At 61.4% G+C, this 23809-nt stretch carries 15 protein-coding genes and 1 pseudogene; 7 read left to right on the forward strand and 9 right to left on the reverse strand.

Annotated features, from left to right (window positions below; translation table 11 throughout):
• Both K0F88_RS32520 and K0F88_RS21895 read left to right on the forward strand, forming a co-directional pair.
• Nucleotides 1-296 (forward strand): annotated as a pseudogene (locus tag K0F88_RS32520) (iron dicitrate transport regulator FecR); the annotation flags it as partial.
• 100 nt (nucleotides 297-396) lie between these two features.
• The gene (locus K0F88_RS21895; RefSeq protein ID WP_219096509.1) at nucleotides 397-2808 is read left to right on the forward strand and encodes a TonB-dependent receptor; all 2412 of its coding nucleotides are present in this window, start codon (nucleotides 397-399) and stop codon (nucleotides 2806-2808) included.
• Nucleotides 2809-2955: 147 nt separating this feature from the next.
• Here the strand turns inward: K0F88_RS21895 and K0F88_RS21900 are convergent, their stop codons facing one another.
• Both K0F88_RS21900 and K0F88_RS21905 read right to left on the reverse strand, forming a co-directional pair.
• On the reverse strand, nucleotides 2956-4398 hold the full coding sequence (locus K0F88_RS21900; RefSeq protein ID WP_219096510.1) for a mechanosensitive ion channel domain-containing protein: 1443 nt from the start codon (nucleotides 4396-4398) through the stop codon (nucleotides 2956-2958).
• Nucleotides 4399-4600: 202 nt separating this feature from the next.
• Complete coding sequence (locus tag K0F88_RS21905; protein ID WP_219096511.1) at nucleotides 4601-5467, reverse strand: pirin family protein; 867 nt, start codon at nucleotides 5465-5467, stop codon at nucleotides 4601-4603.
• A 260-nt stretch (nucleotides 5468-5727) separates the two neighbouring features.
• On the opposite strand from K0F88_RS21905, the gene K0F88_RS21910 reads away from it, so the two are divergent.
• On the forward strand, nucleotides 5728-6267 hold the full coding sequence (locus tag K0F88_RS21910) for a PaaI family thioesterase (RefSeq protein WP_094468238.1): 540 nt from the start codon (nucleotides 5728-5730) through the stop codon (nucleotides 6265-6267).
• A 237-nt stretch (nucleotides 6268-6504) separates the two neighbouring features.
• Nucleotides 6505-7308 (forward strand): 2,5-didehydrogluconate reductase DkgB, encoded by an 804-nt coding sequence (gene dkgB / locus K0F88_RS21915; RefSeq protein WP_219096512.1) that lies wholly within the window; start codon nucleotides 6505-6507, stop codon nucleotides 7306-7308.
• Between the two features lie 3 nt (nucleotides 7309-7311).
• Here dkgB and K0F88_RS21920 read toward each other — a convergent pair whose 3' ends face one another.
• The 6 genes from K0F88_RS21920 to K0F88_RS21945 form a co-directional block, all read right to left on the reverse strand.
• Entirely contained in the window at nucleotides 7312-10533 is a 3222-nt protein-coding gene (locus K0F88_RS21920) for a transporter substrate-binding domain-containing protein (RefSeq protein ID WP_374039736.1), read from the reverse strand.
• Nucleotides 10534-11154: a response regulator transcription factor gene (locus K0F88_RS21925; protein ID WP_094468240.1), complete on the reverse strand. Its 621-nt coding sequence runs from the start codon at nucleotides 11152-11154 to the stop codon at nucleotides 10534-10536.
• 142 nt (nucleotides 11155-11296) lie between these two features.
• Nucleotides 11297-11707, reverse strand: coding sequence for a chemotaxis protein CheY (locus K0F88_RS21930; RefSeq protein ID WP_094468241.1), 411 nt, complete (start codon nucleotides 11705-11707; stop codon nucleotides 11297-11299).
• Nucleotides 11708-11809: 102 nt separating this feature from the next.
• Entirely contained in the window at nucleotides 11810-14512 is a 2703-nt protein-coding gene (gene mgtA, locus K0F88_RS21935; protein WP_219096513.1) for a magnesium-translocating P-type ATPase, read from the reverse strand.
• A gap of 518 nt (nucleotides 14513-15030) precedes the next feature.
• A complete protein-coding gene (locus K0F88_RS21940; protein WP_219096514.1) occupies nucleotides 15031-16368 on the reverse strand; it encodes a lysine N(6)-hydroxylase/L-ornithine N(5)-oxygenase family protein in 1338 nt (445 codons plus the stop codon).
• A gap of 122 nt (nucleotides 16369-16490) precedes the next feature.
• Complete coding sequence (locus K0F88_RS21945) at nucleotides 16491-16973, reverse strand: sigma-70 family RNA polymerase sigma factor (RefSeq protein WP_306823151.1); 483 nt, start codon at nucleotides 16971-16973, stop codon at nucleotides 16491-16493.
• A gap of 348 nt (nucleotides 16974-17321) precedes the next feature.
• Here K0F88_RS21945 and K0F88_RS21950 point away from each other — a divergent pair, with 348 nt between their 5' ends.
• Genes K0F88_RS21950 through K0F88_RS21960 form a run of 3 tightly spaced genes read left to right on the forward strand, consistent with a single transcriptional unit; the run spans nucleotide 17322 to nucleotide 21870 of the window.
• Nucleotides 17322-18494 (forward strand): efflux RND transporter periplasmic adaptor subunit, encoded by a 1173-nt coding sequence (locus K0F88_RS21950; protein ID WP_219096516.1) that lies wholly within the window; start codon nucleotides 17322-17324, stop codon nucleotides 18492-18494.
• Nucleotides 18495-20468, forward strand: coding sequence for a MacB family efflux pump subunit (locus tag K0F88_RS21955; protein WP_219096517.1), 1974 nt, complete (start codon nucleotides 18495-18497; stop codon nucleotides 20466-20468).
• A gap of 7 nt (nucleotides 20469-20475) precedes the next feature.
• On the forward strand, nucleotides 20476-21870 hold the full coding sequence (locus K0F88_RS21960; RefSeq protein WP_094468247.1) for an efflux transporter outer membrane subunit: 1395 nt from the start codon (nucleotides 20476-20478) through the stop codon (nucleotides 21868-21870).
• Nucleotides 21871-22008: 138 nt separating this feature from the next.
• Here the strand turns inward: K0F88_RS21960 and K0F88_RS21965 are convergent, their stop codons facing one another.
• Nucleotides 22009-23637 (reverse strand): PvdJ/PvdD/PvdP-like protein, encoded by a 1629-nt coding sequence (locus K0F88_RS21965; RefSeq protein WP_219096518.1) that lies wholly within the window; start codon nucleotides 23635-23637, stop codon nucleotides 22009-22011.
• Nucleotides 23638-23809: the final 172 nt, after the last annotated feature.

The raw sequence follows: 23809 nt of genomic DNA on the forward strand, positions 1-23809 counted from the left end.
GCCAGAGCTTCAAGCTCAACCGCCTCGACCCGCTGGAAAGCTTCGACACCAGCGCCCTGGCCTGGGACAAGGGCATGTTGCTGGCGAACAATATGCGCCTGGACGAATTGCTCGGCGAATTGAGCCGCTACCGGCCCGGCGTGTTGCGTTGTCATGAGGACGTCGCCGCGTTGCGGGTGTCGGGGGCGTTTTCCCTGCGCGATACCGATGCCAGCCTGCGTTTGCTCAGCGATACCCTGCCGCTGAAAATCAGCCGGCTGACCCGGTATTGGTTGTCGGTCGAACCGAAGGTCTGACTGTCCTGCGATTTTTTTCAATGTCCCCTGATACCTTTCTGCGCTTCGTTCGGTGTGTGGATATACCTCTTCAATTCCACGCGCTCGACAGGAACGCCGAATGACTTCAACACCCCTGCACGATTTCCCGCTCAAGGCCTTGAGCCTGAGTTTCGCCCTGGCCTGCACGGCGTTGCTGCCGTTCAACAGCCAGGCGGCCGACGCCGTGAATGAAAGCGCCAGCCGCAGCGTCAACATCGGCCCGGGTTTGCTCAGCCACACCCTGGCGCAATTTGCCGTGAGTGCCGGGGTACCGCTGTCGTTCGATCCGGCACAACTGGGCAACCGCCAGAGTCCGGGATTGCAAGGCGACTACAGCGTGCAATCGGGCTTTGCACAGTTGCTGGAAGGCAGCGGTTTCGAGCTGATTAGCACCGGCGGCAACGGTTACACGCTGGTGCCGCGAGTCACCGCCAATGGTGCGCTGGAATTGGGCGCGACCAGCATCAGCGCCCTGCGCGACGACAACGCTGACACCTTCGGCGGCGGCCAGGTCGCGCGCAGCGCACGGGTCGGCATGCTGGGCAACCAGGAACTCAAAGACCTGCCCTTCAGCGTCACCAGCTACACCGCCAAAACCATCGCCGACCAGCAAGCCCAGACCGTCGGTGATGTGCTGCTCAACGATGCCTCGGTGCGCCAGTCCGCCGGGTTCGGCAACTTCTCCCAGGTGTTCATGATTCGCGGCTTGCCGCTGGCCTCCGATGACATTTCCTATAACGGCCTATACGGGGTTTTGCCGCGTCAGATCATCACCACCGAAGCACTGGAACGGGTCGAGTTGTTCAAGGGGCCGAACGCCTTCATCAACGGTGTGACCCCAAGCGGCAGCGGTATCGGCGGTGGCGTCAACCTGCAACCCAAGCGCGCAGGCGACCTGCCGACCCGCAGCGTCACCCTGGATTACAGCGCCGATGGCCGGGTCGGCGGGCATCTGGACCTAGGCCAGCGCTTTGGCGAAGACAACCGTTTCGGCGCCCGGCTCAACCTGCTGCAACGCGAAGGCGATACTGCCGTCGACGATGAAGACCAGCGTTCGTCGCTGATCAGCCTGGGCCTGGACTATCGCGGCGATCGCCTGCGCATTTCGACAGACCTTGGCTACCAGAAACAGGTGATCAACCAGGGCCGCTCGGTGGTTTACGTCGACTCGAGCCTGAGCAAAGTGCCCAAGGTGCCGCACGCCAATGCCGGTTACGCGCAGAGCTGGAGCTACTCGCAACTGGAAGACACCTTCGGCATGGCCCGCGCCGAGTACGACCTCAGCGACAGCTGGACCGCCTACGTCGCCGGCGGTGCCAAACACACCCGGGAAAACGGCGTGTACTCGTCGCTGACCCTTACCGACCTCAATGGCAACGCCCGTGGCGGCATGCTTTACCCGCCGCACGACGAGGATAACCAGAGCCTGATGGCCGGCCTCAACGGTCGCTTGAACACCGGCCCGGTCAGCCATCAGTTGAACCTCGGCCTGGCGGGTATCTGGGGCGAGCAACGCTCGGCGTTCGAAACCATCGCCACGGCCGGGCGCTACAGCACCAACATTTACAACGTCACCGATAAACCGCGTCCACGGGCGACGTCGTTTGGCAGCGACATCCACGACCCGCGCATCGTCGGCAAAAACACCCTGCGCAGTGCGGCAGTGTCCGACACCCTGGGGTTTATCGACGATCGCATCTTGCTGACCCTCGGCGTGCGACGCCAGACACTCAACGTCGACGGCTGGAACACCACCACTGGCGCCCGCACTTCAAGCTATGAAGAGTCGATCACCACGCCGGTTTATGGTTTGGTGATCAAGCCGTGGGAACACGTTTCGTTCTACGCCAACCGCATCGAAGGCCTGGCCAAGGGCCCGACGCCGCCGACCAGCGCGGTCAACCGCGACGAAACCTTCGCCCCGGTGCGCAGCAAGCAAATCGAAGCCGGCGTGCGCCTGGACATGGACACCTACGGCGCCAGTCTGGGCGTGTATCGCATTGAGCAGCCATCGAGCTACACGCAGGACGGTATCTTCCGGGTCGACGGCCAACAGCAGAACAAAGGCGTGGAATTGAACCTCTACGGCGAACCGCTCGAAGGCCTGCGCCTGCTCAGCGGCGCGACGCTGATGAAGACCGAGATCGAAGGCAGCACCAACGGCGTCAACCGCGCCGTCGGCGTGCCGCGTTTTCAGCTCAACGTCGGGGCCGACTGGGATGTGCCGGGGATCGAAGGCGCGGCGTTCAGCGCGCGGATGTTGCGCACGGGCGGGCAGTATCTGAATGCCGCCAACACCCAGAGCATCCCGGCGTGGAATCGTTTTGATGTGGGTTCGCGGTATGCCTTCACGCTTGATGACAAGGAAATCACCTTGCGCGCCAATCTGGAGAACGTGGCGAACAAGGCTTACTGGGCGTCGGCCAATGGCGGGTATTTGACACAGGGGACGCCGCGGACGTTGAAGGTGTCGGCGACTCTGGATTTCTGATCTTAATATTTTGGTGAGTCTGCAATTGCTATCGCGGGCAAGCCCGCTCCCACAGGGATTTGATGCGAACCCGAACCTTGAGTTCGCAACAATCAATGTGGGAGCGGACTTGCCCGCGATCCGCGCAGCGGCCATCCACCTGAAGAACTACGCCCGACTGCGCAACCACCGCAAAAACCCTTTCTTCTCCACCACCTTCGGCGCTTCCTGGGTCAGGGTCTGTGCCTTGTGCAAGCGGAAATCCAGCAACGCCTTCATCGCTTCGCTGATGTCATGGCGCGCATCCAGGCACGGTTTGAGGTAGTCCTTCTCGATCCGGTACAGACTGCAGGCCGTCTTGGCGGTGAACTCTGCCGGCAGCGCGGTATCGGACAAAATCCCGCCCTCGCCGATCACCTCGCCCGGGCCCATGCGCCCAGATTCGAACTTGACCCCGCCCCGGCTCAATTGCACCGAGACCACACCCGATTCGATGATGAACAGGTGATCGCTGACCTCCCCCGCCGGCAGGATCATGTCACCGGCACGGAAGGTTTGCAGGGTCATGTTCTGGCTGAAGGTGTCTTTCTCTTCCTGACGCAGGGTTGAGAAAATGTTCGAGCTGTCCAGCAACGCCCGTGGCCGTGACAGGCCGGCAGGCGCGTTGGATTCGACGTTCGACAACAGGCTGACACCGGACGCCTGCAAGTGCCGGTACGCCAGGTCGAACAGCAGATTGCGCACCATGCGCTTCTGATCCATGGAGACCACGAAGCCACTGATTTCGTACTCCACGCCACTGGCGTTGGAGCCTTTCAACGCGACACATGGCGCCGGTTTGTTCAGCAGATAACGACAACCCTGCATCGCCCGCTCCAGCGCGTCGAGCACCGTTTGCGGGCGCGCGTGCGGGCTCAGTTGCAGGCTGATCGAGACGCCGAACATATCGCTCGGCCGGCTGAAATTGATGATCTTGGCCTTGGCCGCCAGCGAGTTGGGAATCACCGCCATGCTGCCCTGGGACGTTTGCAGGCGCGTGGCGCGCCAGTCGATGTCGGTGACCCGGCCTTCGGTGCCGTCGATGGAGATCCAGTCATCCAGTTGATAGGGTTTGGTGGTGTTGAGGACGATCCCGGAGAACACATCACTGAGTGTGCTTTGCAAGGCCAGGCCGACGATGATCGCCAACGCACCGGAGGTGGCGAGCACGCCTTTGACCGGCAGTTCGAGCACATAGGCGAGGGCGGCGATGACGGCGATCAGAAAGATCACCGCTCCGAGCAGATCCTGCAGCAGGCGCCCGGTGTGCCCGACCCGTTGCATCATCACTGCACCGATCAACACCGTCAGGGTGCGCGCGCCGAACAGCCACCAGCCGATCTGCAACCCCGTGGCCGCCAGGTGCAGCGGTACGTTGTCGGCCCAGGGTGCCGGCTCCAGCGGGTTCATGCCTTCGTTGAACAACAAGACGCTGAACAGCGCAAAAATCACCAGCCGCACGACCAGTTTCCAGTTGCTGCCGTTGGCACTGATCAAGCGCCACAAGCCGAGATCGATCAGGATCAGGACCAGCGCACTGATCAAGGGGTGATTGGTAAGCAGTGACAGCATCAAACAACTCCAGCCCATGTACGGATGGGCACAGTGTAGGAGCAATTGAGGATCTGATAACACCACAAAAAACTGTGGGAGCGAGCTTGCTCGCGATGGCGGTCAGACAGTCACTGAATAAGTGGCTGTCCTACCGCAATCGCGAGCAAGCTCGCTCCCACAGGGATGTGTGTTGGCATAGCCCGGCGTCAAAACAATGAGCTCAATCGCTCATCTGCCCAAACCGGCCTGACTGAAAGTCAGCGAAAGCCTGATGAATCTCTTGCTCGCTGTTCATCACGAACGGACCGTGGCCGACAATCGGTTCGTCGATCGGCTTGCCGCTGAGCAGCAACACCACCGCGTCGTCATTGGCTTCCAGGCTGAGCTGATGCCCCTCGCGTTCGAACAACGCCAACTGCCCTTCGCGCACAAGTTCCAGGCCGTTGACCTGAACCGTGCCGCGCAGCACCACCAGCGCAGTGTTGCGACCTTCGTGCAGGTCGAGGGTCAACCATTTGCCGCCGTTGAGGCGCAGGTCCCAGACGTCGATCGGCGTGAACGTGCGCGCCGGACCGGTGTGCCCCTCAAACTCACCCGCGATCAAGCGCAGGCTGCCGGCCTTGTCCTTGAGCGGGAGGTTCGGGATGTCGCCATCGAGAATCGTCTGGTAACCGGCATCGGCCATTTTGTCCCTGGCCGGCAGGTTGACCCACAGCTGCACCATTTCCAGGGTGCCGCCGCTCTTGGCGAACTCTTCGGAGTGGAACTCCTCGTGGAGGATCCCCGATGCCGCAGTCATCCATTGCACATCACCGGGGCCAATCTTGCCGCCGCTGCCGGTGGAATCGCGGTGCTCCACTTCGCCCTTGTAAACGATGGTCACGGTTTCGAAACCGCGGTGCGGATGCTGACCCACGCCACGACGTTCGGTGGTCGGGGTGAATTCGGCGGGGCCGGCATGATCGAGCAGCAAAAACGGGCTGATGTGTTTGGCCAGGTTGTCGTAGGAAAACAGCGTGCGAACCGGGAAACCGTCGCCGACCCAGTGGGTGCGCGGGCTGGTGTAAATACCGATGATGTTTTTCATCCTGCCTCCAAATTCGTTGTGTAACGCAATGGCCCAGCTTAAGACCGAACGCTTTGATCCACTAGACGGCAAAAATCAGCTTGAGCGTTCTATCTGGAGAACGATGGTGAAGGTTTCGACAGGGCTGCCATCGGCGAGGACTTTTGCCTTGGCGATTGCGTGTGACGACTCGACACACGGGGCTGGCGGAGTTTTTATTTCGGACATAATATCGACCAGGATTACAACCATAATATCCGCTCCCGCCTGAGGACCTCATCATGCAAAGCCCCAACCGTGACGCCACCCTCGCCCAATGGATCGCCCAGGAACAGGCCATGCGCTCGCGTCTGGCCGGACCGGGCAGCCTGTCCATGGCCGAGGTCAGTGCGCTGTCGCCCGCCGAGTTTTTCGAGGGTATCGGCGACGGCGCACTGCCTTCACCGCCCATCGGCGCCTTGATGGACTTCATCCCCATCGAATGGTCGGCCGGGCTGTTCATTTTCCAGGGCACGCCGGATTCGCGGCACTACAACCCACTGGGCAGCGTGCATGGCGGCTATGCGGCGACCTTGCTGGATTCGTGCATGGGCTGCGCGATTCATACACAGTTGAAGAAGGGCCAGGGCTATACGACGCTGGACTTACGCATCAGCTACGTCCGGGCGTTGACCGGTGCCAGCGGACCGGTCCGGGCCGAAGGGAAAATTGTGCATTTGGGGCGCTCCACCGCGCTGGCCGAGGGGCGGATTTATGATGTGGATGGGCGGTTGTATGCGACGGGGTCGACGACTTGCATGATTCTTGAGGCTCGGGGATAAGTTCCGAGACCGAGTCGCGGCCATCGCGAGCAGGCTCGCTCCCACAGGGGGACGCATTCCAATGTGGGAGCGAGCCTGCTCGCGATGGCGGCCGACCAGACACCCACAATCCCCCAGGCTGCCCCCTCCCCGATTCATGACTTGCGGTAAATATTGCTTTGCCCATCCAGCGGTTTTTCCCGGGGAGGCAGCCGGGGATACTCCTGCCCATTCCCACTGCAACCCCTGGAGTCATTGATGTCTATTCCCGCATTCGGTCTCGGTACCTTTCGCTTGCAAGGCCAGGTGGTCATCGATTCGGTGAGCACCGGCCTCGCGCTGGGCTACAGGGTGATCGACACCGCGCAAATCTACGAAAACGAAGCCGAGGTCGGCGAGGCCATCACCGCCAGCAGCATCGCCCGTGAAGAATTGTTCATCACCAGCAAAATCTGGGTTGCCAACTTTGCCAAAGACCGGTTGATTGACAGCCTCAAGGAAAGCCTGCGCAAACTGCAGACCGACTACCTGGACCTGACGCTGATCCACTGGCCGTCCCCGGACGATCAAGTGCCGGTCGAAGAGTTCATGGGCGCCTTGCTCGAAGCCAAGCGACTGGGCCTGACCCGGCAGATTGGCGTCTCCAACTTCACCGTCGAGCTGATGCAAAAAGCAATTGCAGCGGTCGGTGCCGAGAACATTGCAACCAACCAGATCGAGCTGCACCCGTACCTGCAAAACCGCAAGGTCGTCGAGTTTGCTCAGCGTCAGGGCATCCAGATCACCTCCTACATGACCCTGGCCTACGGCGAAGTGTTGAAAGACCCGGCGATCCAGCACATCGCCGAGCGCTTGCAGGCCACCCCGGCGCAAGTCACGCTGGCCTGGGCCATGCAACTGGGTTACGCGGTCATTCCGTCTTCCACCAAACGCGCCAACCTGCACAGCAATCTGCAAGCCTGTGCATTGCGCTTGAGCGAAGCCGACATGGCGCTCATCGCAGGTCTTGATCGCGGCCATCGATTGACCAGCCCCAAAGGCATCGCGCCGCATTGGGATTAAGCGTCAGCCCGGCTCAAGGCTCTGATCGAGACTTCGCATGGCGTGCTGCAATTGATCGACGGCCTCGTCGATCGATGCCGCATGCCCTTCGCCACAAGCGCGTTCCAGCGCCTCACAACACTCGATCAACCGCTGGGCCCGGACCATGCGCGCACCGCCCTTGATGCGGTGCGCCAGGTTTCGCAGATCAGGGAGATTGTTGTCAGCCTGTGCTTTAAGCAGATGTTCACGGTCATCCCGATTGGTCACGGCCAGTTCGCGCAGCAATTGATTAATCAACGTCCGGTCTTCACCGACGTATTGCTCCAACTCGCTCAAGTCGATCGGCGAAGACGAAGGGGCTTCACTCCTGGCCTCTTCAAACCGGTCAGCCAGCCATCCACTCAGATCCGCCAGCCGAATGGGTTTGAACAGGCAGTCATCCATGCCCGCCTCAAGGCACCGGACCTTTTCCTCGCGCTGCGCATTGGCGGTAAAACCCAGGATCAGTGTCGGCGGCAGGCCTTGCAGACGCTCTTCATCGCGTATCGCACCGGTCAATTCATAACCGCTGCGGTTCGGCATATTGCAGTCAGTGATGACCACATCGAACTCGTGGACACGCCACAGCTCCAGCCCTTGCTCGCCATCCTCGGCCTCCATCACGCGATGCCCCAGATAGCCCAGCTGACTTGAAAGCAACAGGCGATTGGCCGGGTAATCGTCAACCACCAGAATGGTCAGTGGCCGCGTGGGTTTCGGCGATCCGCTGTCCACTGATTCACAGGGTGGCAACGCTTTCAACACCATCAGCGAAAGACTGATGTCGACGTGCGAGCCCTGGCCGAGGACGCTGTGCAGCACCAGCCGTCCGCCCATCATTTCGCACAACGTGCGGCTGATCACTAACCCCAGGCCGGAACCCTGGCGGGCGGATTGCTGGCTGTTACCGGCCTGAACGAACGGACTGAACAACCGCTGCTGGTCGGCTGCACTGATGCCGATGCCGCTGTCTTCAATGCGCAGATTGACCGCCAGATGCCCCGACACACCGGACACCACGCGTAACGTTAAACTCACCTCACCGTCACGGGTGAACTTGATCGCGTTGCTCAACAGGTTGGACAGCACCTGTTTGAAGCGCGTGGGGTCGACCAGCACGTCGCGGTCGCTGCGCGGGTCCAGATCGACTCGCCACGCCAGATTTTTCTCCCGCGCCAGCCCTTCAAACACCCGGCAAACTGACGCCACCAGGTCACGCAGATTGACGCGCTCGGGTGTCAGGGATAAATGCCCGGATTCGATGCGTGCGATGTCCAGGATATCGCCGATCAATGCCAGCAACTGCTGCGCGGCAGTGGACGCGACATCTATGGCAAAACGGTCGACGATGCCCTCTTGCGCCTGCTTCTCAGCCATTTCAAGCATGCCGATCAAGGCATTCATCGGTGTGCGGATTTCATGGCTCATGGTCGCCAGAAACGTGGTTTTGGCACGGTTGGCATCGTCCGCTGCGTCCTTGGCCTCCTGCAATTGCTGCATCCACTGCTGGCGCTGGCGGATCTGCCGACGCTGCCAGGCAATCCAGCCCAGCGCCAGCAACCACAACGCCACGGCGGCGGCAAATGCCTGCAAGATGTTTTGCCGATGACGCAGCCAATAACTGTCCTCGACCACCGCATCATTGCTCCAGCGAGCGACCAACCCGTCCATCTCTTCGGGCGAAATGCTCAGCAACGCCTTGTTCAAAATCGAGTGCAACTCCGGCTGGTCACGACCGGTGGCCATGGCGATACGCGCCGGCTCGTCGCCCACAGTGCTGCTGATCCGTAAACGCCCCTGGTAGTACCGGGCGATCAGGTAACGGGTGATGAACAATGAGCTGAGCGCGGCATCGGCCTGTCCTTTCGCCACCAGCTCCAGACCTTCGGCCGGGTTTTGTACGCCCACCATCTGCACCTGCGGCGCCCGCGCCTGAATGAACGCACGCATCGGGTGACGGGGATATATCGCCAGGCGCTTGCCGGCCAGATCGCCCAGTGTCTTAGGGCTGTCGGCGGTTGCTGCACTGACCAGCGTGTACGGATTGGTCACATAGGACCGGGTAAAGTGCAGCCCTGCGACGTCTTCGGTCGTGGGGATGATGGCGGGCAAGACGTCGATCTCGCCGGCTTTGAGCCGCTGGATCTGCTGGTCCAGGGTCTGGCCTCGCACCACGTTGAAGTTCAAGCCGCTACGCTGGCTGATCAGCGTCAGCAATTGCGCCGTCAACCCACTGAAGCTTCCATTGGCCGTGTAAAACGTCAACGGCGCAAAGTCCTCGATCGCCGCCACCCTCACCGTCGGATGCTGATCCAGCCAGCGCTGTTCACTCACACTCAGATCCACGCGTTGCTGTCCCGCCACTTTGGCCCTGCCGGCGCTCCAGCGCTGCTCGATGATTGAGCGCTGCTCCATGGGGATCGCCGCCAGCGCCTTGTCGAAGAGGTCCTTCAGCGGCAAGTTGTCCCGGGCCAGTGCGAAGCCGAACGGGTTAGCGTCGAGGCCCGACGGTCCTACCAGATGAACGGAATTGAAGTAGTTGTTGTTGATCAGGTAATTGCCGCTGATGAGGTCGCTGAGGTACACATCATCCTGCCCATACGCCACCGCCCCGAGCGCATCGAGCGCCGACGGATAACGTTTCAGGCTGGCCTCGGGATAAAACGATTCAACGGTCTGCGCCGGCAGATAATCATCGGCCATGGCAATGCGTTTACCCGCCAGATCCTCGGGCATGCGCTCGTCCAGTCGGGTGACCAGCATCGGCTGATCTTCAGCGTAAGCACTGGACAGGATCAGCTCGGGGTCGGCCAGTTCGAAGTTGTTTGAGGTCCCGAGCAGATCCAGTTCGCCGTATTTAAGGGCTTCCATGGCCGCTTCACGCGTGACGTAGCGCAGCACCTCGATTTCCACGTCCAGCAGTTGCGCAACGAGCATGGCGTAATCGGCGGTGATGCCTTCCAGCTCGTCGTGATTGCGCGTCACCTCGAACGGTGGGTAGTCCGGCCCGCTCACCCCAAGGCGCAACACACGCTTGTTGCGCAGCCATTGCCGGTCCTGTTCATCCAGATGGACCGCGTAGCCCTCCACCGTGGAACGCCCCAGCAACTGCAAGCGCTCAGGCTCGCCGGTGGTCCGGGCCGAGGCTGGCAGCACCAGGCACATCATCAGGATCAGCAGAATGCATCGCACGGTCTGGCGCACTCAGATCAGGTGATTGCGTATGGCGAAGTCCCGCAGATGCACCGCCGCCACAACCCCCAGTTTTATGACCAGGCGCGTTTTGTAGGTGCTGACGGTTTTGTGGCTCAGGTTCATGGCTTCGGCGATCGCTTTGTTGGAGAAGCCTCGGGCAAGGTATTGCAAGATGGTCAACTCGCGGTTGGACAGTGTATCGATCAACTTTTTTTCGCTGTGTTGCAGCGGGTTCATCGGCCTGGACAGCAACTGCGAAAAATAGGTGTAGCCCGCCATCATTGCGTGCACAGCCTTGTGCAATTGCTCCAGGCTGTTGGTTTTTGAGACATACGCCAACGCGCCGCCGCGCATGCACCGCTCCTGGAAAAACAGCGGATCGAGCGAGGTGAACACCAGCACCACGCATTTCCAGTCGCTGGCCTTGATTCGCTCCAGCAGGTCCAGGCCGTTGCCGCCGGGCATCACCAGATCCAGGATCAGCAGATCCACCCGTTGCTCACGAAGTGTGGTCAACGCTTCCCCAACGCTGGCCGCCTCATGAATCTGCTTGAAACCTTCCCGCCCCAGTACAAGCTTCACTGCGGCGCGAACCACCGGATGATCGTCCACAATCATCGCTGACTTCATGGCAACTCCCTGTGCAAAGACTCAACGAATGCCCGTCGGATAACGCCGGGGCAGACGCAACGGCTGCGCCAGGACTGTTGCATGGGAGAAAGGCAGAATCTACCTGTCAGAAATGACAGTGCCGACGAACGGTATGTCGCAATCACCCGGCGTACCGCTGATGACGCTCCTGCGACGATGGATCAATGATCGCCATCAACATCTGGATACACCGCAGATCAGGCAGCGCCGCATGGCTCACTTGAACCTTCGGTTGCCGGCCGGCCGGGATCGCCGGCAACTGCGCCCGTTGGCCGTCGAAAATCAGTGCGTGGCGAACCTGCCGGTTATCGAGGACATAGCTGAGCAAATCCAGTTCGCCGGCCGCCAGCGCGGCATTGACGACCACCAGGTCGAACGGCTCACAACCGTACTCGACCAGGGTCAGCATTGAAGCAAGATCCTGCACCGGCGCCACGCGGTAATAATCGAGCTGATTGAACAGCCGCTCGATCAGCATCCGGTGAAAGTGCTGCTCGTCGGCGATCAGGATGCGCAAGGCTTTATTCGGCATCGTAGCCTCATGTGTGAATAGCTGATTTTTGAAGCGGCGAGGCTACGGGAGGCGCACAGATGTTTCTGTAGGACTTTTCTGAAATAACCAAAGACCCGGCCATTACTGCCATCCAAACCGCCGAATGTAGAAACCCTTCACCGCCTGAGTCAGCCCCATGTACGCCAGCAGGATCAGCGGCAGGAACACGAAATACAGCGACGGCAGCGCCTGCAATTTGAAGTAGTGCGCCAACGGTCCCATCGGCAGGAAAATCCCTACGGCCATGATGATCCCGGTCATGACCATCAACGGCATCGCCGCGCGGCTTTGCAGGAACGGGATTTTCGGTGTGCGGATCATGTGCACGATCAAGGTCTGGGTCAGCAGCCCGACCACGAACCAGCCGGACTGGAACAGCGTTTGATGGTCCGGGGTATTGGCGTCGAACACGTACCACATCAGGGCAAACGTGGTGATGTCGAAGATCGAACTGATCGGGCCGAAAAACAGCATGAAGCGCCCGACGTCCGCCGGCTGCCAGCGCTGCGGCTTGCTGAGCATTTCTTCATCGACGTGATCGAACGGGATGGCGATCTGCGAGACGTCGTAGAGCAGGTTTTGCACCAGCAGGTGCATCGGCAACATCGGCAGGAACGGAATGAACGCGCTGGCCACCAGCACCGAGAACACATTGCCGAAGTTCGAACTGGCGGTCATTTTGATGTACTTGAGCATGTTGGCGAAGGTCCGGCGCCCTTCCAGCACGCCCTCCTCCAGCACCATCAGGCTCTTTTCCAGAAGGATGATGTCGGCCGCTTCCTTGGCGATGTCGACGGCGCTGTCCACCGAAATACCGATGTCGGCGGTGCGCAGTGCCGGTGCGTCGTTGATGCCGTCGCCCATGAAACCGACGACGTGGCCGTTGCCTTTGAGCAGACGCACGATGCGTTCCTTGTGCGACGGCGTGAGTCTGGCAAAGACGTTGGTGGTCTCGACCGCCACCGCCAATTGGGCGTCGCTCATGCGTTCGATGTCATTGCCCATCAGCAGGCCTTGTTGTTCCAGGCCGACTTCGCGGCAGATCTTCGCGGTCACCAGTTCGTTGTCGCCGGTCAGCACCTTCACCGCCACGCCATGAGCGGCCAGCGCCTTCAGGGCCGGGGCGGTGCTTTCTTTCGGCGGATCGAGGAACGCCACATAACCGATCAGCGTCAGCGCCTGTTCATCCGCCAGGCTGTAAGTGTCGCGGCCTTCAATCATGGGCCGCGCAGCCACGGCGACTACCCGCAGACCTTCAGCATTGAACGCGCCAGTGACCTGGCGAATCCGCGCCAGCAATTCATCGGTCAGTGCTTCATCAACCATGCCGTGGCGCACACGCGTGCAGACCGCCAGTACTTCTTCCACCGCACCTTTGCAGATCAGCAGATGCGGCTGATCGCGCCCGGCGACCACCACCGACATGCGTCGGCGGGTGAAGTCGAACGGAATTTCATCGACCTTGCGAAACGCCGTGCCGACCTTCAGTTCACGGTGGATTTCCACGTGTTCCAGCACCGCCACGTCCAGCAGGTTTTTCAGGCCGGTCTGGTAGTAGCTGTTGAGGTAGGCCATTTCCAGCACGTCGTCGGAGTCGTTGCCCCAGACGTCGACGTTTCGGGCGAGGAAGATCTTGTCCTGGGTCAGGGTGCCGGTCTTGTCGGTGCACAGCACGTCCATGGCGCCGAAGTTCTGGATCGCGTCGAGGCGTTTGACGATGACTTTTTTACGCGACAGGAACACCGCGCCTTTGGCCAGGGTCGAGGTAACGATCATCGGCAGCATTTCCGGGGTCAGGCCCACGGCAATCGACAGCGCGAACAGCAGCGCTTCGGTCCAGTCGCCCTTGGTGAAACCGTTGATGAACAGTACCAGCGGCGCCATCACGAACATGAAGCGGATCAACAGCCAGCTGATTTTGTTGACCCCGGTCTGGAACGAGGTCGGGGCGCGATCGGTGGCGCCGACGCGCTGGGCCAGGGCGCCGAAATAGGTGTTGTTGCCGGTGGTGAGAATCACCGCCATCGCCGTGCCGGACACCACGTTGGTGCCCATGAACAGGATGTTGTCGAGGTCCAGCGGGTTGCCGCTGTCGCTGTCCTGCTGGCGCGGGAATTTTTCCACTGGCATCGATTCGCCGGTCATCGCCGCCTGGCTGACGAACAGGTCCTTGGCGCTGAGCACCCGGCAGTCGGCAGGGATCATGTCGCCGGCCGAAAGCACGATCAGGTCGCCCGGCACCAATTGCTTGATCGGCACCTCGGTGCGTGATGCCTCCCGACGCAGCACCGTGGCGGTGTTGCTGACCATTGCCTTGAGCGCGTCGGCGGCCTGGTTGGATTTGCTTTCCTGCCAGAAGCGCAGCAAGGTCGAGAGCACCACCATCGAGAAAATCACGATGGCGGCTTTCATGTCTTCCGTCAGCCAGGAGATCACCGCGAGCAAGGTCAGCAGCAGGTTGAACGGGTTTTTGTAGCAGTGCCACAGGTGGGTCCACCAGGGCAATGGCTGTTCGTGTTCGACTTCGTTGAGGCCGTATCGCTCGCGCAGGGTGTCGGCTTCCTGTTCACTCAAGCCGTCGGTGTGGCTGCCGAGTTTTTTCAGCAAGGGGCCGGTGGCGCTGTTGGCAGCGGTAACAAGGGTTTGCGCCAGCGTTGGCGGCACTTCACGGCTGACCGTGGTGTCGGTGAAGCTTTCCAGCAGCGCCAGTCGGCGAAAGTGCCGGCCGATGTGACGGGTGCGCAGGAATCCGGCAAAGAATTCCTTGAGCAGGGTAAGGTTCATGGCGGTGCCCCCTGGGTCAGCCGGGAGACCTTCGAGCAGGCGTGTCGAGTCGCTGCGATGACGACAGGCACGTCGAACATCACACACGGTCAGGCGTCGATGAGAGGGAGGTCGGGACACGGTCCTGGGCTGGCCGCGATCGGGATTTCCGCTGCTCGCTTTACGGCGAGACAACGGCAACAGGCTGCGCGTTATCTTGCCGGGAAGGTGCCGGTTATCGAAACCGGCCGACTACTGTCACTCGAACAAGTACCCACAGAGGGTCTCCGCTATTGATGAAAACGCGCGAAGCTTACGCCCCGATTTCTGGAGAGTAAACGAAGGAACGGCGGGTGGTGGGGGAATTGCGGGGTTCTTCAGGAAGGGTTCAGCTTTCAATATTTGTGGTGACTTTCAGGACCCCATCGCGGGCAACCCCGCTCCCACAGAGATCTCTAGTGAACACGGATTTTGTGCCAATAGATCAAACTGTGGGAGCGGGCTTGCCCGCGATGACGGCCTCACAGCCACCACACATTTTAGCTCGCAGTGGCCAACAACAAATCCACCATCGACCGGCTATGCCCACGGTGCTTGCCATGGTCATACAAGGAACCGGCAATCTCATCCGCGCGAATCGGCAGGATCGACAACAGCGTGTCGCTCAAACCGTGGCTCGCCTGGCAGAAGCCCTGCATATAGATGCCGGCCTTGCAGCGCTCGTCGGTGATCAGTTTGTAGTTGCGATCCACCTCGAAATCACCCAGGTATTGCTCCAGCGGCGCCAGCAGTTTGCGGTGCATCTGGCGCTCGTAGCCGGTGGCCAATACCACGGCATCGTACAGACGAACCGTGACTTCGCCGGTCGCGTTGTTACGCACCGCCAGTTCGATACCGCGCTCGGTGGCGGTGGCTTTTTCGATGGTGGTCAGGGTACGGAAAGTGTGGCGCGCGATGCCTGAGACTTTCTGGCGATAGAAGATGCCGTAGATGCGTTCGATCAGGTCGATGTCCACCACCGAATAGTTGGTGTTGTGGTACTCGTTGACCAGACGCTCACGCTCGCTGCTCGCCTGCTGGAACACCAGGTCGGTGAACTCCGGCGAGAACACTTCGTTGACGAACGGACTGTCATCCGCCGGCTTCAGCGCCGAGCCACGCAGGATCATGTCGACCTGCACCGACGGGAAGCTGTCGTTCAAATCGATGAAGGCTTCCGCCGCGCTCTGGCCGCCGCCGATGATCGCGATGCTCATCGGCTGATTGTTCACGCAAGACTGCTTGGCCATCTGCGCCAGGTACTGGGAATGGTGGAACACGCGGCCGTCATCCTTGAGCGCCTTGAACGCTTCGGGAATGCGCGGCGTACCGCCGGCACTGACCACCACCGAACGGGTGGTGCGCACGTGTTGTTGCCCTTGAGTGTCACGAGAGATCACCCGCAGCGCCTCGACCTGCTGGTTGTGCAGCACCGGCTCGATGGTCAGCACTTCTTCGCCGTAGCGGCTCTGGGCTTCAAACTGGCCGGCGACCCAGCGCAGGTAGTCGTTGTACTCCATGCGGCACGGGTAGAAGGTGCCGAGGTTGATGAAGTCCACCAGACGCCCGTGATGCTTGAGGTAGTTGACGAACGAATACGGGCTGGTCGGGTTGCGCAGGGTCACCAGGTCCTTGAGGAAGGAGATCTGCAACTCGCTCTGGGTCACCAGGGTGTTGCCGTGCCAGCGATAGTCCGCCTGCTTGTCGAGAAACAGAACATCCAGCTCGCCCTGGCTCGGCCCGCGCTCTTGCAGAGCGATGGCCAGCGCCAGGTTCGAAGGGCCGAAACCGACGCCGATCAGGTCGTGAACGATGGGCGATGCAATTGCCTGTGTCATTTCCAGTGTCCTCTGGATGAACCCCTCAACAAGGGGAATAAGCCTAAGTGACCTGATGCAGGACAGCAGGTCGTCTGTTGAGTAGGAACGAGGACAATGAAAAAAAATTTAGAGAGAAGGGATCAATGGGCGTCCCACTGACGCATCCGCACGCGGCAATGCTTCATGGCATTGACGATGTGCTTCTCCACCAGCGCGCGCGAGATACCGAGGTGCTCGGCAATTTCGGGGTGCGACAGGCCCTCGATCTTGCGCAGCAGAAAACTTTCGCGGCACAACCGCGGCAATTCCGCCAGGGCACGCTGGAGCATCTCCAGGCGCTGGCCATGATCGAGGCAGTTGTGCGGGGATGGGGTGAAGTAGCGCTCTTCGTTGTCGAGCACGTCCAGCGATTCGACCTGGCGCAAGGCATTGCGGCGATGATCGTCGATCACCAGGTTCAGCGCGGTGCGATAAAGGAAGGCCCGGGGCTGCTCGATCGGCGTGTCACTGGAACGCTCCAGCACCCGCAGATAAGCGTCATGCACCACATCTTCGGCCACCTGACGGTTGCCTAGCTTGGCGTTCAGGAAACACACCAGCTCGCGATAGTAGTTTTCCAACATGACTCCCGGCCGCACGAGGTGCGGTTTCTATCCTTGAGCCACTTCTGCGACCGCACAAATGGGCAGTGGCAAGATGGTGGCAGTTCGAGCCGCGTAATTTATAGTAATTCTCATATAGATTTAAAGTGTTGCTTTGACTTACCCGATAAATAGTCATGTGCTACACCTGTGTGGCGAGGGGATTTATCCCCGTTTGTATCGACCTGTGTCCGCGCCTAAATTCCCCATCACTTTCCTCGTTTACAGGACAGCTCCCCGTGTCTGTCGGCTCCCCGACAGCGTTCGCCTGCCGCCGTCTTTCATGCGCAGGTTGAACGACGGGCCGATACCCATTGGCCGGAACCCTGCATGAAACGTCCCCGACAGACCCGACGCGCCCTGCTTGTAGCACTTTGTCTGATCCCCGTTATCGCCATCGCCGCCTGGCAAGTGATCCCGCCGGGCCGGGATAAATTCGCCACCGTGCAAGTCAGCCGTGGCGACATTGAAAGCAGTGTCACGGCGCTGGGTACCCTGCAGCCCCGGCGTTATGTCGACGTGGGTGCCCAGGCGTCCGGGCAGATCCAGAAGATTCATGTGGAAGTCGGCGACGTGGTCAAGGAAGGTCAGCTGCTGGTGGAGATCGATCCGTCCACCCAGCAGGCCAAGCTTGACGCCGGACGCTTCTCCATCGAGAACCTCAAGGCGCAGCTCCAGGAACAGCGAGCCCAGCACGAACTGGCCCGGCAGAAGTTCCAGCGCCAGCAAAACCTCAAGGCCGGCGGCGCGACCCGCGAAGAAGACGTGCAAACCGCCCAGGCCGAACTGCACGCCACCCAGGCCCGCATCGACATGTTTCAGGCGCAGATCCGTCAGGCCCAGGCCAGCCTGCGCAGCGATCAGGCCGAACTCGGTTACACGCGGATTTACGCACCGATGGCCGGCACCGTGGTCGCCCTCGACGCTCGGGTCGGCCAGACCCTCAACGCCCAGCAACAAACACCGCTGATTTTGCGCATCGCCAATTTGTCGCCGATGACCGTGTGGGCTGAAGTTTCGGAAGCCGACATCGGTCACGTCAAACCCGGCATGACCGCCTGGTTCACCACCCTCAGCGGTGGCAACCGACGCTGGAGCAGCACCGTGCGGCAGATTCTGCCGGTGCCGCCCAAGCCGTTGGACCAGACCAGCCAGGGTGGCGGCAGCCCGGCCAGTTCGAGCAAAAGCGGCAGCGCGCGCGTGGTGCTGTATACGGTGTTGCTGGACGTCGATAACGCCGACAACGCGTTGATGGCGGAGATGACCACCCAAGTGTTCTTCGTTTCCGATCAGGCGAAAAACACCCTGACCGCACCGGTCGCGGCGCTGCAGGCCGGCACTGAAGCCAACATGCAAATCGCCCAGGTCGTCGCCGAAAACGGCAGCATCCAGCAGCGCGACGTGCGCACTGGCATCAGTGATCGTCTGCGGGTGCAGATCCTCGACGGCTTGCAGGAAGGCGATCACCTGCTGATCGGCCCGGCCGACGGGAGTGGCGGCTGAATGCAGACGCCCCTGATCGACCTGCAGGACATCCGCAAAGCCTACGGCGGCGGCGATTCACCGGAAGTTCACGTGTTGCGGGGCATCGACCTGTCGATCCATGCCGGGGAATTCGTGGCGATTGTCGGCGCGTCCGGTTCCGGCAAGTCGACGCTGATGAACATCCTCGGTTGCCTCGACCGCCCGACCTCGGGCGAATACCGTTTCGCCGGGCAAAACGTCGCCGCCCTCGACAGCGACGAGCTGGCCTGGCTGCGTCGCGAGGCTTTTGGCTTTGTGTTCCAGGGTTATCACCTGATCCCGTCCGGCTCGGCCCAGGAAAACGTCGAGATGCCGGCCATTTACGCAGGCTTACCGGCCGCCGAACGCCATGCCCGCGCCGCCGCCCTGCTCGACCGCCTCGGCCTGGCTTCGCGCACCGGCAACCGTCCGCATCAACTGTCCGGTGGCCAGCAACAACGGGTGTCGATCGCCCGTGCCTTGATGAACGGCGGCCACATCATCCTCGCCGACGAACCTACCGGCGCCCTCGACAGCCACAGCGGCGCCGAGGTGATGACCCTGCTCGACGAACTGGCGAGCCAGGGCCACGTGGTGATCCTCATCACCCACGACCGCGAGGTCGCGGCCCGGGCCAAACGCATCATCGAAATCCGCGATGGGCTGATCATCAGCGACAGCGCCCATGACAACCCTGAAGCGCAAACGTCGGCCAACCCCGGCGCGCTGCAAGCGGTGGATCTGCGCAAGCGCCTGATCGAAGGCGCGGAAGCGACCGGCGCGTGGAAAGGCGAACTGATCGACGCCGTACAAGCGGCGTGGCGGGTGATGTGGATCAACCGCTTTCGCACGGCGCTGACGCTGCTCGGCATCATCATCGGCGTGGCGTCGGTGGTGGTGATGCTGGCCGTCGGCGAAGGCAGCAAACGCCAGGTGATGGCGCAAATGGGCGCCTTTGGCTCGAATATTATTTACCTCAGCGGCTCATCACCGAACCCGCGAACACCCTTGGGCATCGTCACCCTGGACGATGTCGCGGCGGTGGGCAGCCTGCCGCAGGTGACGCGAATCATGCCGGTCAATGGCCAGGAGGCCGGGGTGCGTTTCGGTAACCTCGACCACTTGAGCTACGTCGGCGGCAACGACACCAATTTCCCGGCGATCTTCAACTGGCCGGTGGTGCAAGGCAGCTATTTCACCCAGGACGATGAACGCAACGCCGCGGCGGTCGCAGTGATCGGCCACAAGGTGCGGACCAAGTTGCTCAAGGACGTGGCCAACCCGATCGGCCAGTACATCCTGATCGAGAACGTGCCGTTCCAGGTGGTCGGCGTGCTCGCAGAAAAAGGCGCCAGCTCTGGCGACTCCGACAGCGACGACCGCATCGCCATTCCGTACTCCGCCGCCAGTGTGCGGCTGTTCGGCACCCACAACCCCGAGTACGTGGCCATCGCCGCCGCCGACGCACGCAAGGTCAAGGAGACCGAAATCGCCATCGAGCAATTGATGCTGCGCCTGCACAACGGCAAGAAGGATTTCGAACTGACCAACAACGCCGCGATGATCCAGGCCGAAGCGCGCACGCAAAACACCTTGTCATTGATGCTGGGCTCGATTGCCGCGATCTCGCTGCTGGTCGGCGGCATCGGCGTGATGAACATCATGCTGATGACCGTGCGCGAGCGCACGCGAGAGATCGGTATCCGCATGGCCACCGGCGCCCGTCAGCGCGACATCCTGCGCCAGTTTCTGACCGAAGCGGTGATGCTTTCGGTGGTCGGCGGGCTCGCCGGGATCGCCCTGGCGCTGATCGTCGGCGGCGTGCTGATCCTCAGCGAAGTCGCCGTCGCGTTCTCCTTGATAGCGGTGCTCGGTGCCTTTGGCTGCGCCCTGGTCACCGGTGTTGTCTTCGGCTTCATGCCGGCTCGCAAAGCTGCCCGACTCGACCCGGTCACGGCCCTTACCAGTGAATGATCTCTCCATGAAGCCGCAACTGAGTTTACTGACCCTTTGCCTGCTGCTCGGCGCCTGCGGCACGCCCGCCCAGCGTCCGGACAGCGGCATCCAGCCGCCCTCTTCCTGGCAATCGCCGCACACGCAAAACGCCACCCGCAGCAACCTGCACTGGTGGACGCAATTTGGCAGCCCGCAGCTGGATCAGCTGATTAAACAAGCGCGGGTCGGCAGTTACGACCTGGCCGCCGCCATCGCACGAGTGCGCCAGGCGCAAGCCGAAACGGTGGTTGCCGCAGGTTCGCAGCTACCCGAAGTCAAGGGTGCCCTGAACGCCAATCGGCAAAAACTGCTGCGCGGCAACGGTTACAGCCAGCTTGATGCCGACAGCGATAACAAGGCCGTCGATTACTTCAACGCCAGCCTCAGCGCCAGTTACGAAATCGATTTCTGGGGTGGTCAACGGGCCTCCCGTGACAGCGCGCAATTCGCGCTGCAAGCCAGCGAGTTCGATCAGGCGACCGTGGAATTGACGCTGCTCAGCGGCGTCGCCAATACCTACGCGCAGGCCTTGTCGCTGCGGGAGCAAAGCCGCATCGCCGAGCTGAACCTGGCGAACGCGCAGAACGTGTTGAAACTGGTGCAGACGCGTTTTGATTCGGGTTCGGCAACGGCCCTGGAACTGGCGCAGCAGAAGAGCCTGGTGGCGGCGCAGCAACGGCAATTGCCGCTGGTGCAGCAACAGGCTCAGGACGCGTTGATCGGTCTGGCCGCCCTGCTCGGCCGGCCGGTTCAGGAGCTGGCGCTGGGTCAGGAACGCTTTGATCAGCTGTCATGGCCGACCATCGCGGCCGGCGCCCCCAGCGAACTGCTCACCCGCCGCCCGGACATCGCCCGCGCCGAAGCACAACTGGCCGCCGCGCAGGCCAACGTCACCGTCGCCCGCGCGGCGATGTTGCCGAAGGTGACCTTGAGCGCAGAATTGGGATCGGGGGCGAACCGGGCGGCAGACATTCTGCGCAGTCCGTTCTACAACCTCACCGCCGGATTGCTTGCGCCGGTGTTCAACAATGGTCGCTTGGGTGCCGAGCGCGATAAAGCCACGGCCCGCCAGGAAGAACTGCTGGAAACCTATCGCGGGGCGATCATCAACGGCTTCGCCGACGTGGAAAAAGCCCTCAACAGCATTCGCGGACTGGATGCACAGCGTCAGTGGCAAAGCGAGGAACTGAACCAGGCGCAGACCGCCTTCGATATTGCGCAAAGCCGTTATCAGGCCGGGGCCGAGGATTTGCTGACGGTGCTGGAGACCCAGCGCACGCTGTATGCCGCGCAGGATCTGAATGTGCAGCTGCGGTTGTCGCGGTTGCAGGCGAGTATTGCGCTGTACAAGGCGTTAGGTGGCGGGTGGCAGGTTCTGTGATTTGAGTCGCCTGGAAGTCCGCTATCGCGGGCAAGCCCGGCTCCCACAGGGATTTATGTGTGCCGCAATGTTGGGCATGACACATGAACTGTGGGAGCGGGCTTGCCCGCGATTGAACGATAACGCGGTATCACCTGCTTAAGTGGTAATCGGCTTGGCCTTCAAATGCCGCGCATACCAAGGCCGCTGCGGCACTTTGCGGAACAGGTCCGCCAGCTTCTTATCGTCTTCACCAAAGGTGATGCGCAGCGCCAGTTTCATGGTTTCCGGGTCCATCTCGACCGACTTGCCCGTCTGCAACCCCGGCGTCGTGCTGCAACCATGGGTGCTCGGCCCCAGCCACGGATCAGCCACCTCGACCCAGCGCCCCGGCGCAAACCACGCCACGCCGTTGACCTCCAGACGACTCACCTCCCCCGGATGAAAACGCTCGTGCGCGCGGAACCAGTCTTCCAGACGATCATCGATCCAGCCGTGGAAATGCCAGAACACCGGGTTCACATGGGAGGAAAACGGGTCGCCGAGAAAGTCGTTTTCCGGCGCATACCAGCGCGCGGAAAAGTCTGCCGGATCCCGGGCAAACGGCACCGGCTGGCCATTGGACGGATCACGCGGCACCGAGGCCCAGCGCATGTGCAGCCAGTCATGCAGCCCCAGTTCGACCTCTGAACCGAACTGCCCCAGGGTGAGCTTCGACAGATAACGCGGATCGCGGTAGCGCGACTCCCAGACCTGGAAGTTGCTGTGATACGTCTCGGCGGTCTTGATGTCGCTGACCCATTGCGAGTATTCGGCATCGTCGTCGGCCTGCCAGGTCGGCGGCAGCGCGGTGCCGTCGTGGTTGTCGCAGTAATGGGCGAAGCCGATGCGATCCCGGGCCAGTTCTGGCTGCGGCAGTGGGAAATGCTGCCACGACGGCAAGTCCTGCATCGACCGCGCCGTGCCCAGCATGTGCCGGTGCATGAAGAAAAAGTCCACGCCCGAGCCATTGCGATCTTTGCGGGCGCCACGGGCATCACGCTCCTTGTCCCGCGGTCCGGGTTGCCAGCCAATGCCACGCAGGGCGTTGCGCTTGTCTTCGGACAGCGTGTGCCACTTGTCCCGCGAGGCATGCCAGAGCTGGTGAAACAACCGATGTTCGGCAGACACCAGCCACGCCAGCAGCGGCGCATTGAGACCGGCGCGCTCGCGGGCCTCGGGGAAAACCCGTTTGACGGCGATGAAGCGATTGTCCTGGGCGGTCATCATCAGCGGACGATCGAGGTTCAGCACCCGGCCACTGAGGGTACCGCTGCCGGCATTGCCGAAACCGGCCCAGACTTCGTCCAGCGACATGCTGAATTCGTAATCCGGCGTGCCGTGGGCGGCGTCGGCACTGACCAGCCGCCAGCTCAACTCAGCCGGCTTGGCTTCTGCCAGATCGCCCAGCACCCGGTAGCGCGGCTCATCGCTGGAGCGCAAGCGCTGGGCGGTGTCGAGGAACCCGATCAGGCCGCGCCCTTTGTGGCCGACGTCGAGAAACACCTCCAGCCCGTCCCGTGGCAGGCCTTCGATACCGGCGTCACGCCCTTCGAAACGAATCTGCCAGACGCCACGCAAGGTGTTCGCCAAATGCTGGCCGGCGACATCCGCCACATCGAATGAAGCTTCGCCGGGTGTGATCGTCGGATCCGGTTTCGTCCATTCGCGATGCCCATAAAAAGCCGCAGGCACGGCGGCACCGGTCAGCGCCAGGCCTGCCATGAACCATCGTCGAGAAATCGTCATTGCCCTACCTGTGTCAGCCATGAAGCAGGCTTTATCCAAGCTAGAACGTTTGTTAGCTGCAAAAATTTAAAAGCATCGCCAGCAGGCTGGCTCCCACAAGGATTGGGTGAACACCGTAGATCCCCTGTGGGAGCGAGCCTGCTCGCGATGGGGTCATCAGCCCCACTAAATT

It is taken from the genome of Pseudomonas sp. UMAB-40, assembly GCF_900095275.1.
Lineage (GTDB): Bacteria > Pseudomonadota > Gammaproteobacteria > Pseudomonadales > Pseudomonadaceae > Aquipseudomonas > Aquipseudomonas mandelii_B.

Bases quoted from the DNA above. Each gene is read 5' to 3' on its own strand.
- K0F88_RS21895 (WP_219096509.1), top strand. From the start codon at position 397: ATGACTTCAACACCCCTGCACGATTTCCCGCTCAAGGCCTTGAGCCTG.
- K0F88_RS21900 (WP_219096510.1), bottom strand. From the start codon at position 4,398: ATGCTGTCACTGCTTACCAATCACCCCTTGATCAGTGCGCTGGTCCTG.
- K0F88_RS21905 (WP_219096511.1), bottom strand. From the start codon at position 5,467: ATGAAAAACATCATCGGTATTTACACCAGCCCGCGCACCCACTGGGTC.
- K0F88_RS21910 (WP_094468238.1), top strand. From the start codon at position 5,728: ATGCAAAGCCCCAACCGTGACGCCACCCTCGCCCAATGGATCGCCCAG.
- dkgB (WP_219096512.1), top strand. From the start codon at position 6,505: ATGTCTATTCCCGCATTCGGTCTCGGTACCTTTCGCTTGCAAGGCCAG.
- K0F88_RS21925 (WP_094468240.1), bottom strand. From the start codon at position 11,154: ATGAAGTCAGCGATGATTGTGGACGATCATCCGGTGGTTCGCGCCGCA.
- K0F88_RS21930 (WP_094468241.1), bottom strand. From the start codon at position 11,707: ATGCCGAATAAAGCCTTGCGCATCCTGATCGCCGACGAGCAGCACTTT.
- mgtA (WP_219096513.1), bottom strand. From the start codon at position 14,512: ATGAACCTTACCCTGCTCAAGGAATTCTTTGCCGGATTCCTGCGCACC.
- K0F88_RS21940 (WP_219096514.1), bottom strand. From the start codon at position 16,368: ATGACACAGGCAATTGCATCGCCCATCGTTCACGACCTGATCGGCGTC.
- K0F88_RS21945 (WP_306823151.1), bottom strand. From the start codon at position 16,973: ATGTTGGAAAACTACTATCGCGAGCTGGTGTGTTTCCTGAACGCCAAG.
- K0F88_RS21950 (WP_219096516.1), top strand. From the start codon at position 17,322: ATGAAACGTCCCCGACAGACCCGACGCGCCCTGCTTGTAGCACTTTGT.
- K0F88_RS21955 (WP_219096517.1), top strand. From the start codon at position 18,495: ATGCAGACGCCCCTGATCGACCTGCAGGACATCCGCAAAGCCTACGGC.
- K0F88_RS21960 (WP_094468247.1), top strand. From the start codon at position 20,476: ATGAAGCCGCAACTGAGTTTACTGACCCTTTGCCTGCTGCTCGGCGCC.
- K0F88_RS21965 (WP_219096518.1), bottom strand. From the start codon at position 23,637: ATGACGATTTCTCGACGATGGTTCATGGCAGGCCTGGCGCTGACCGGT.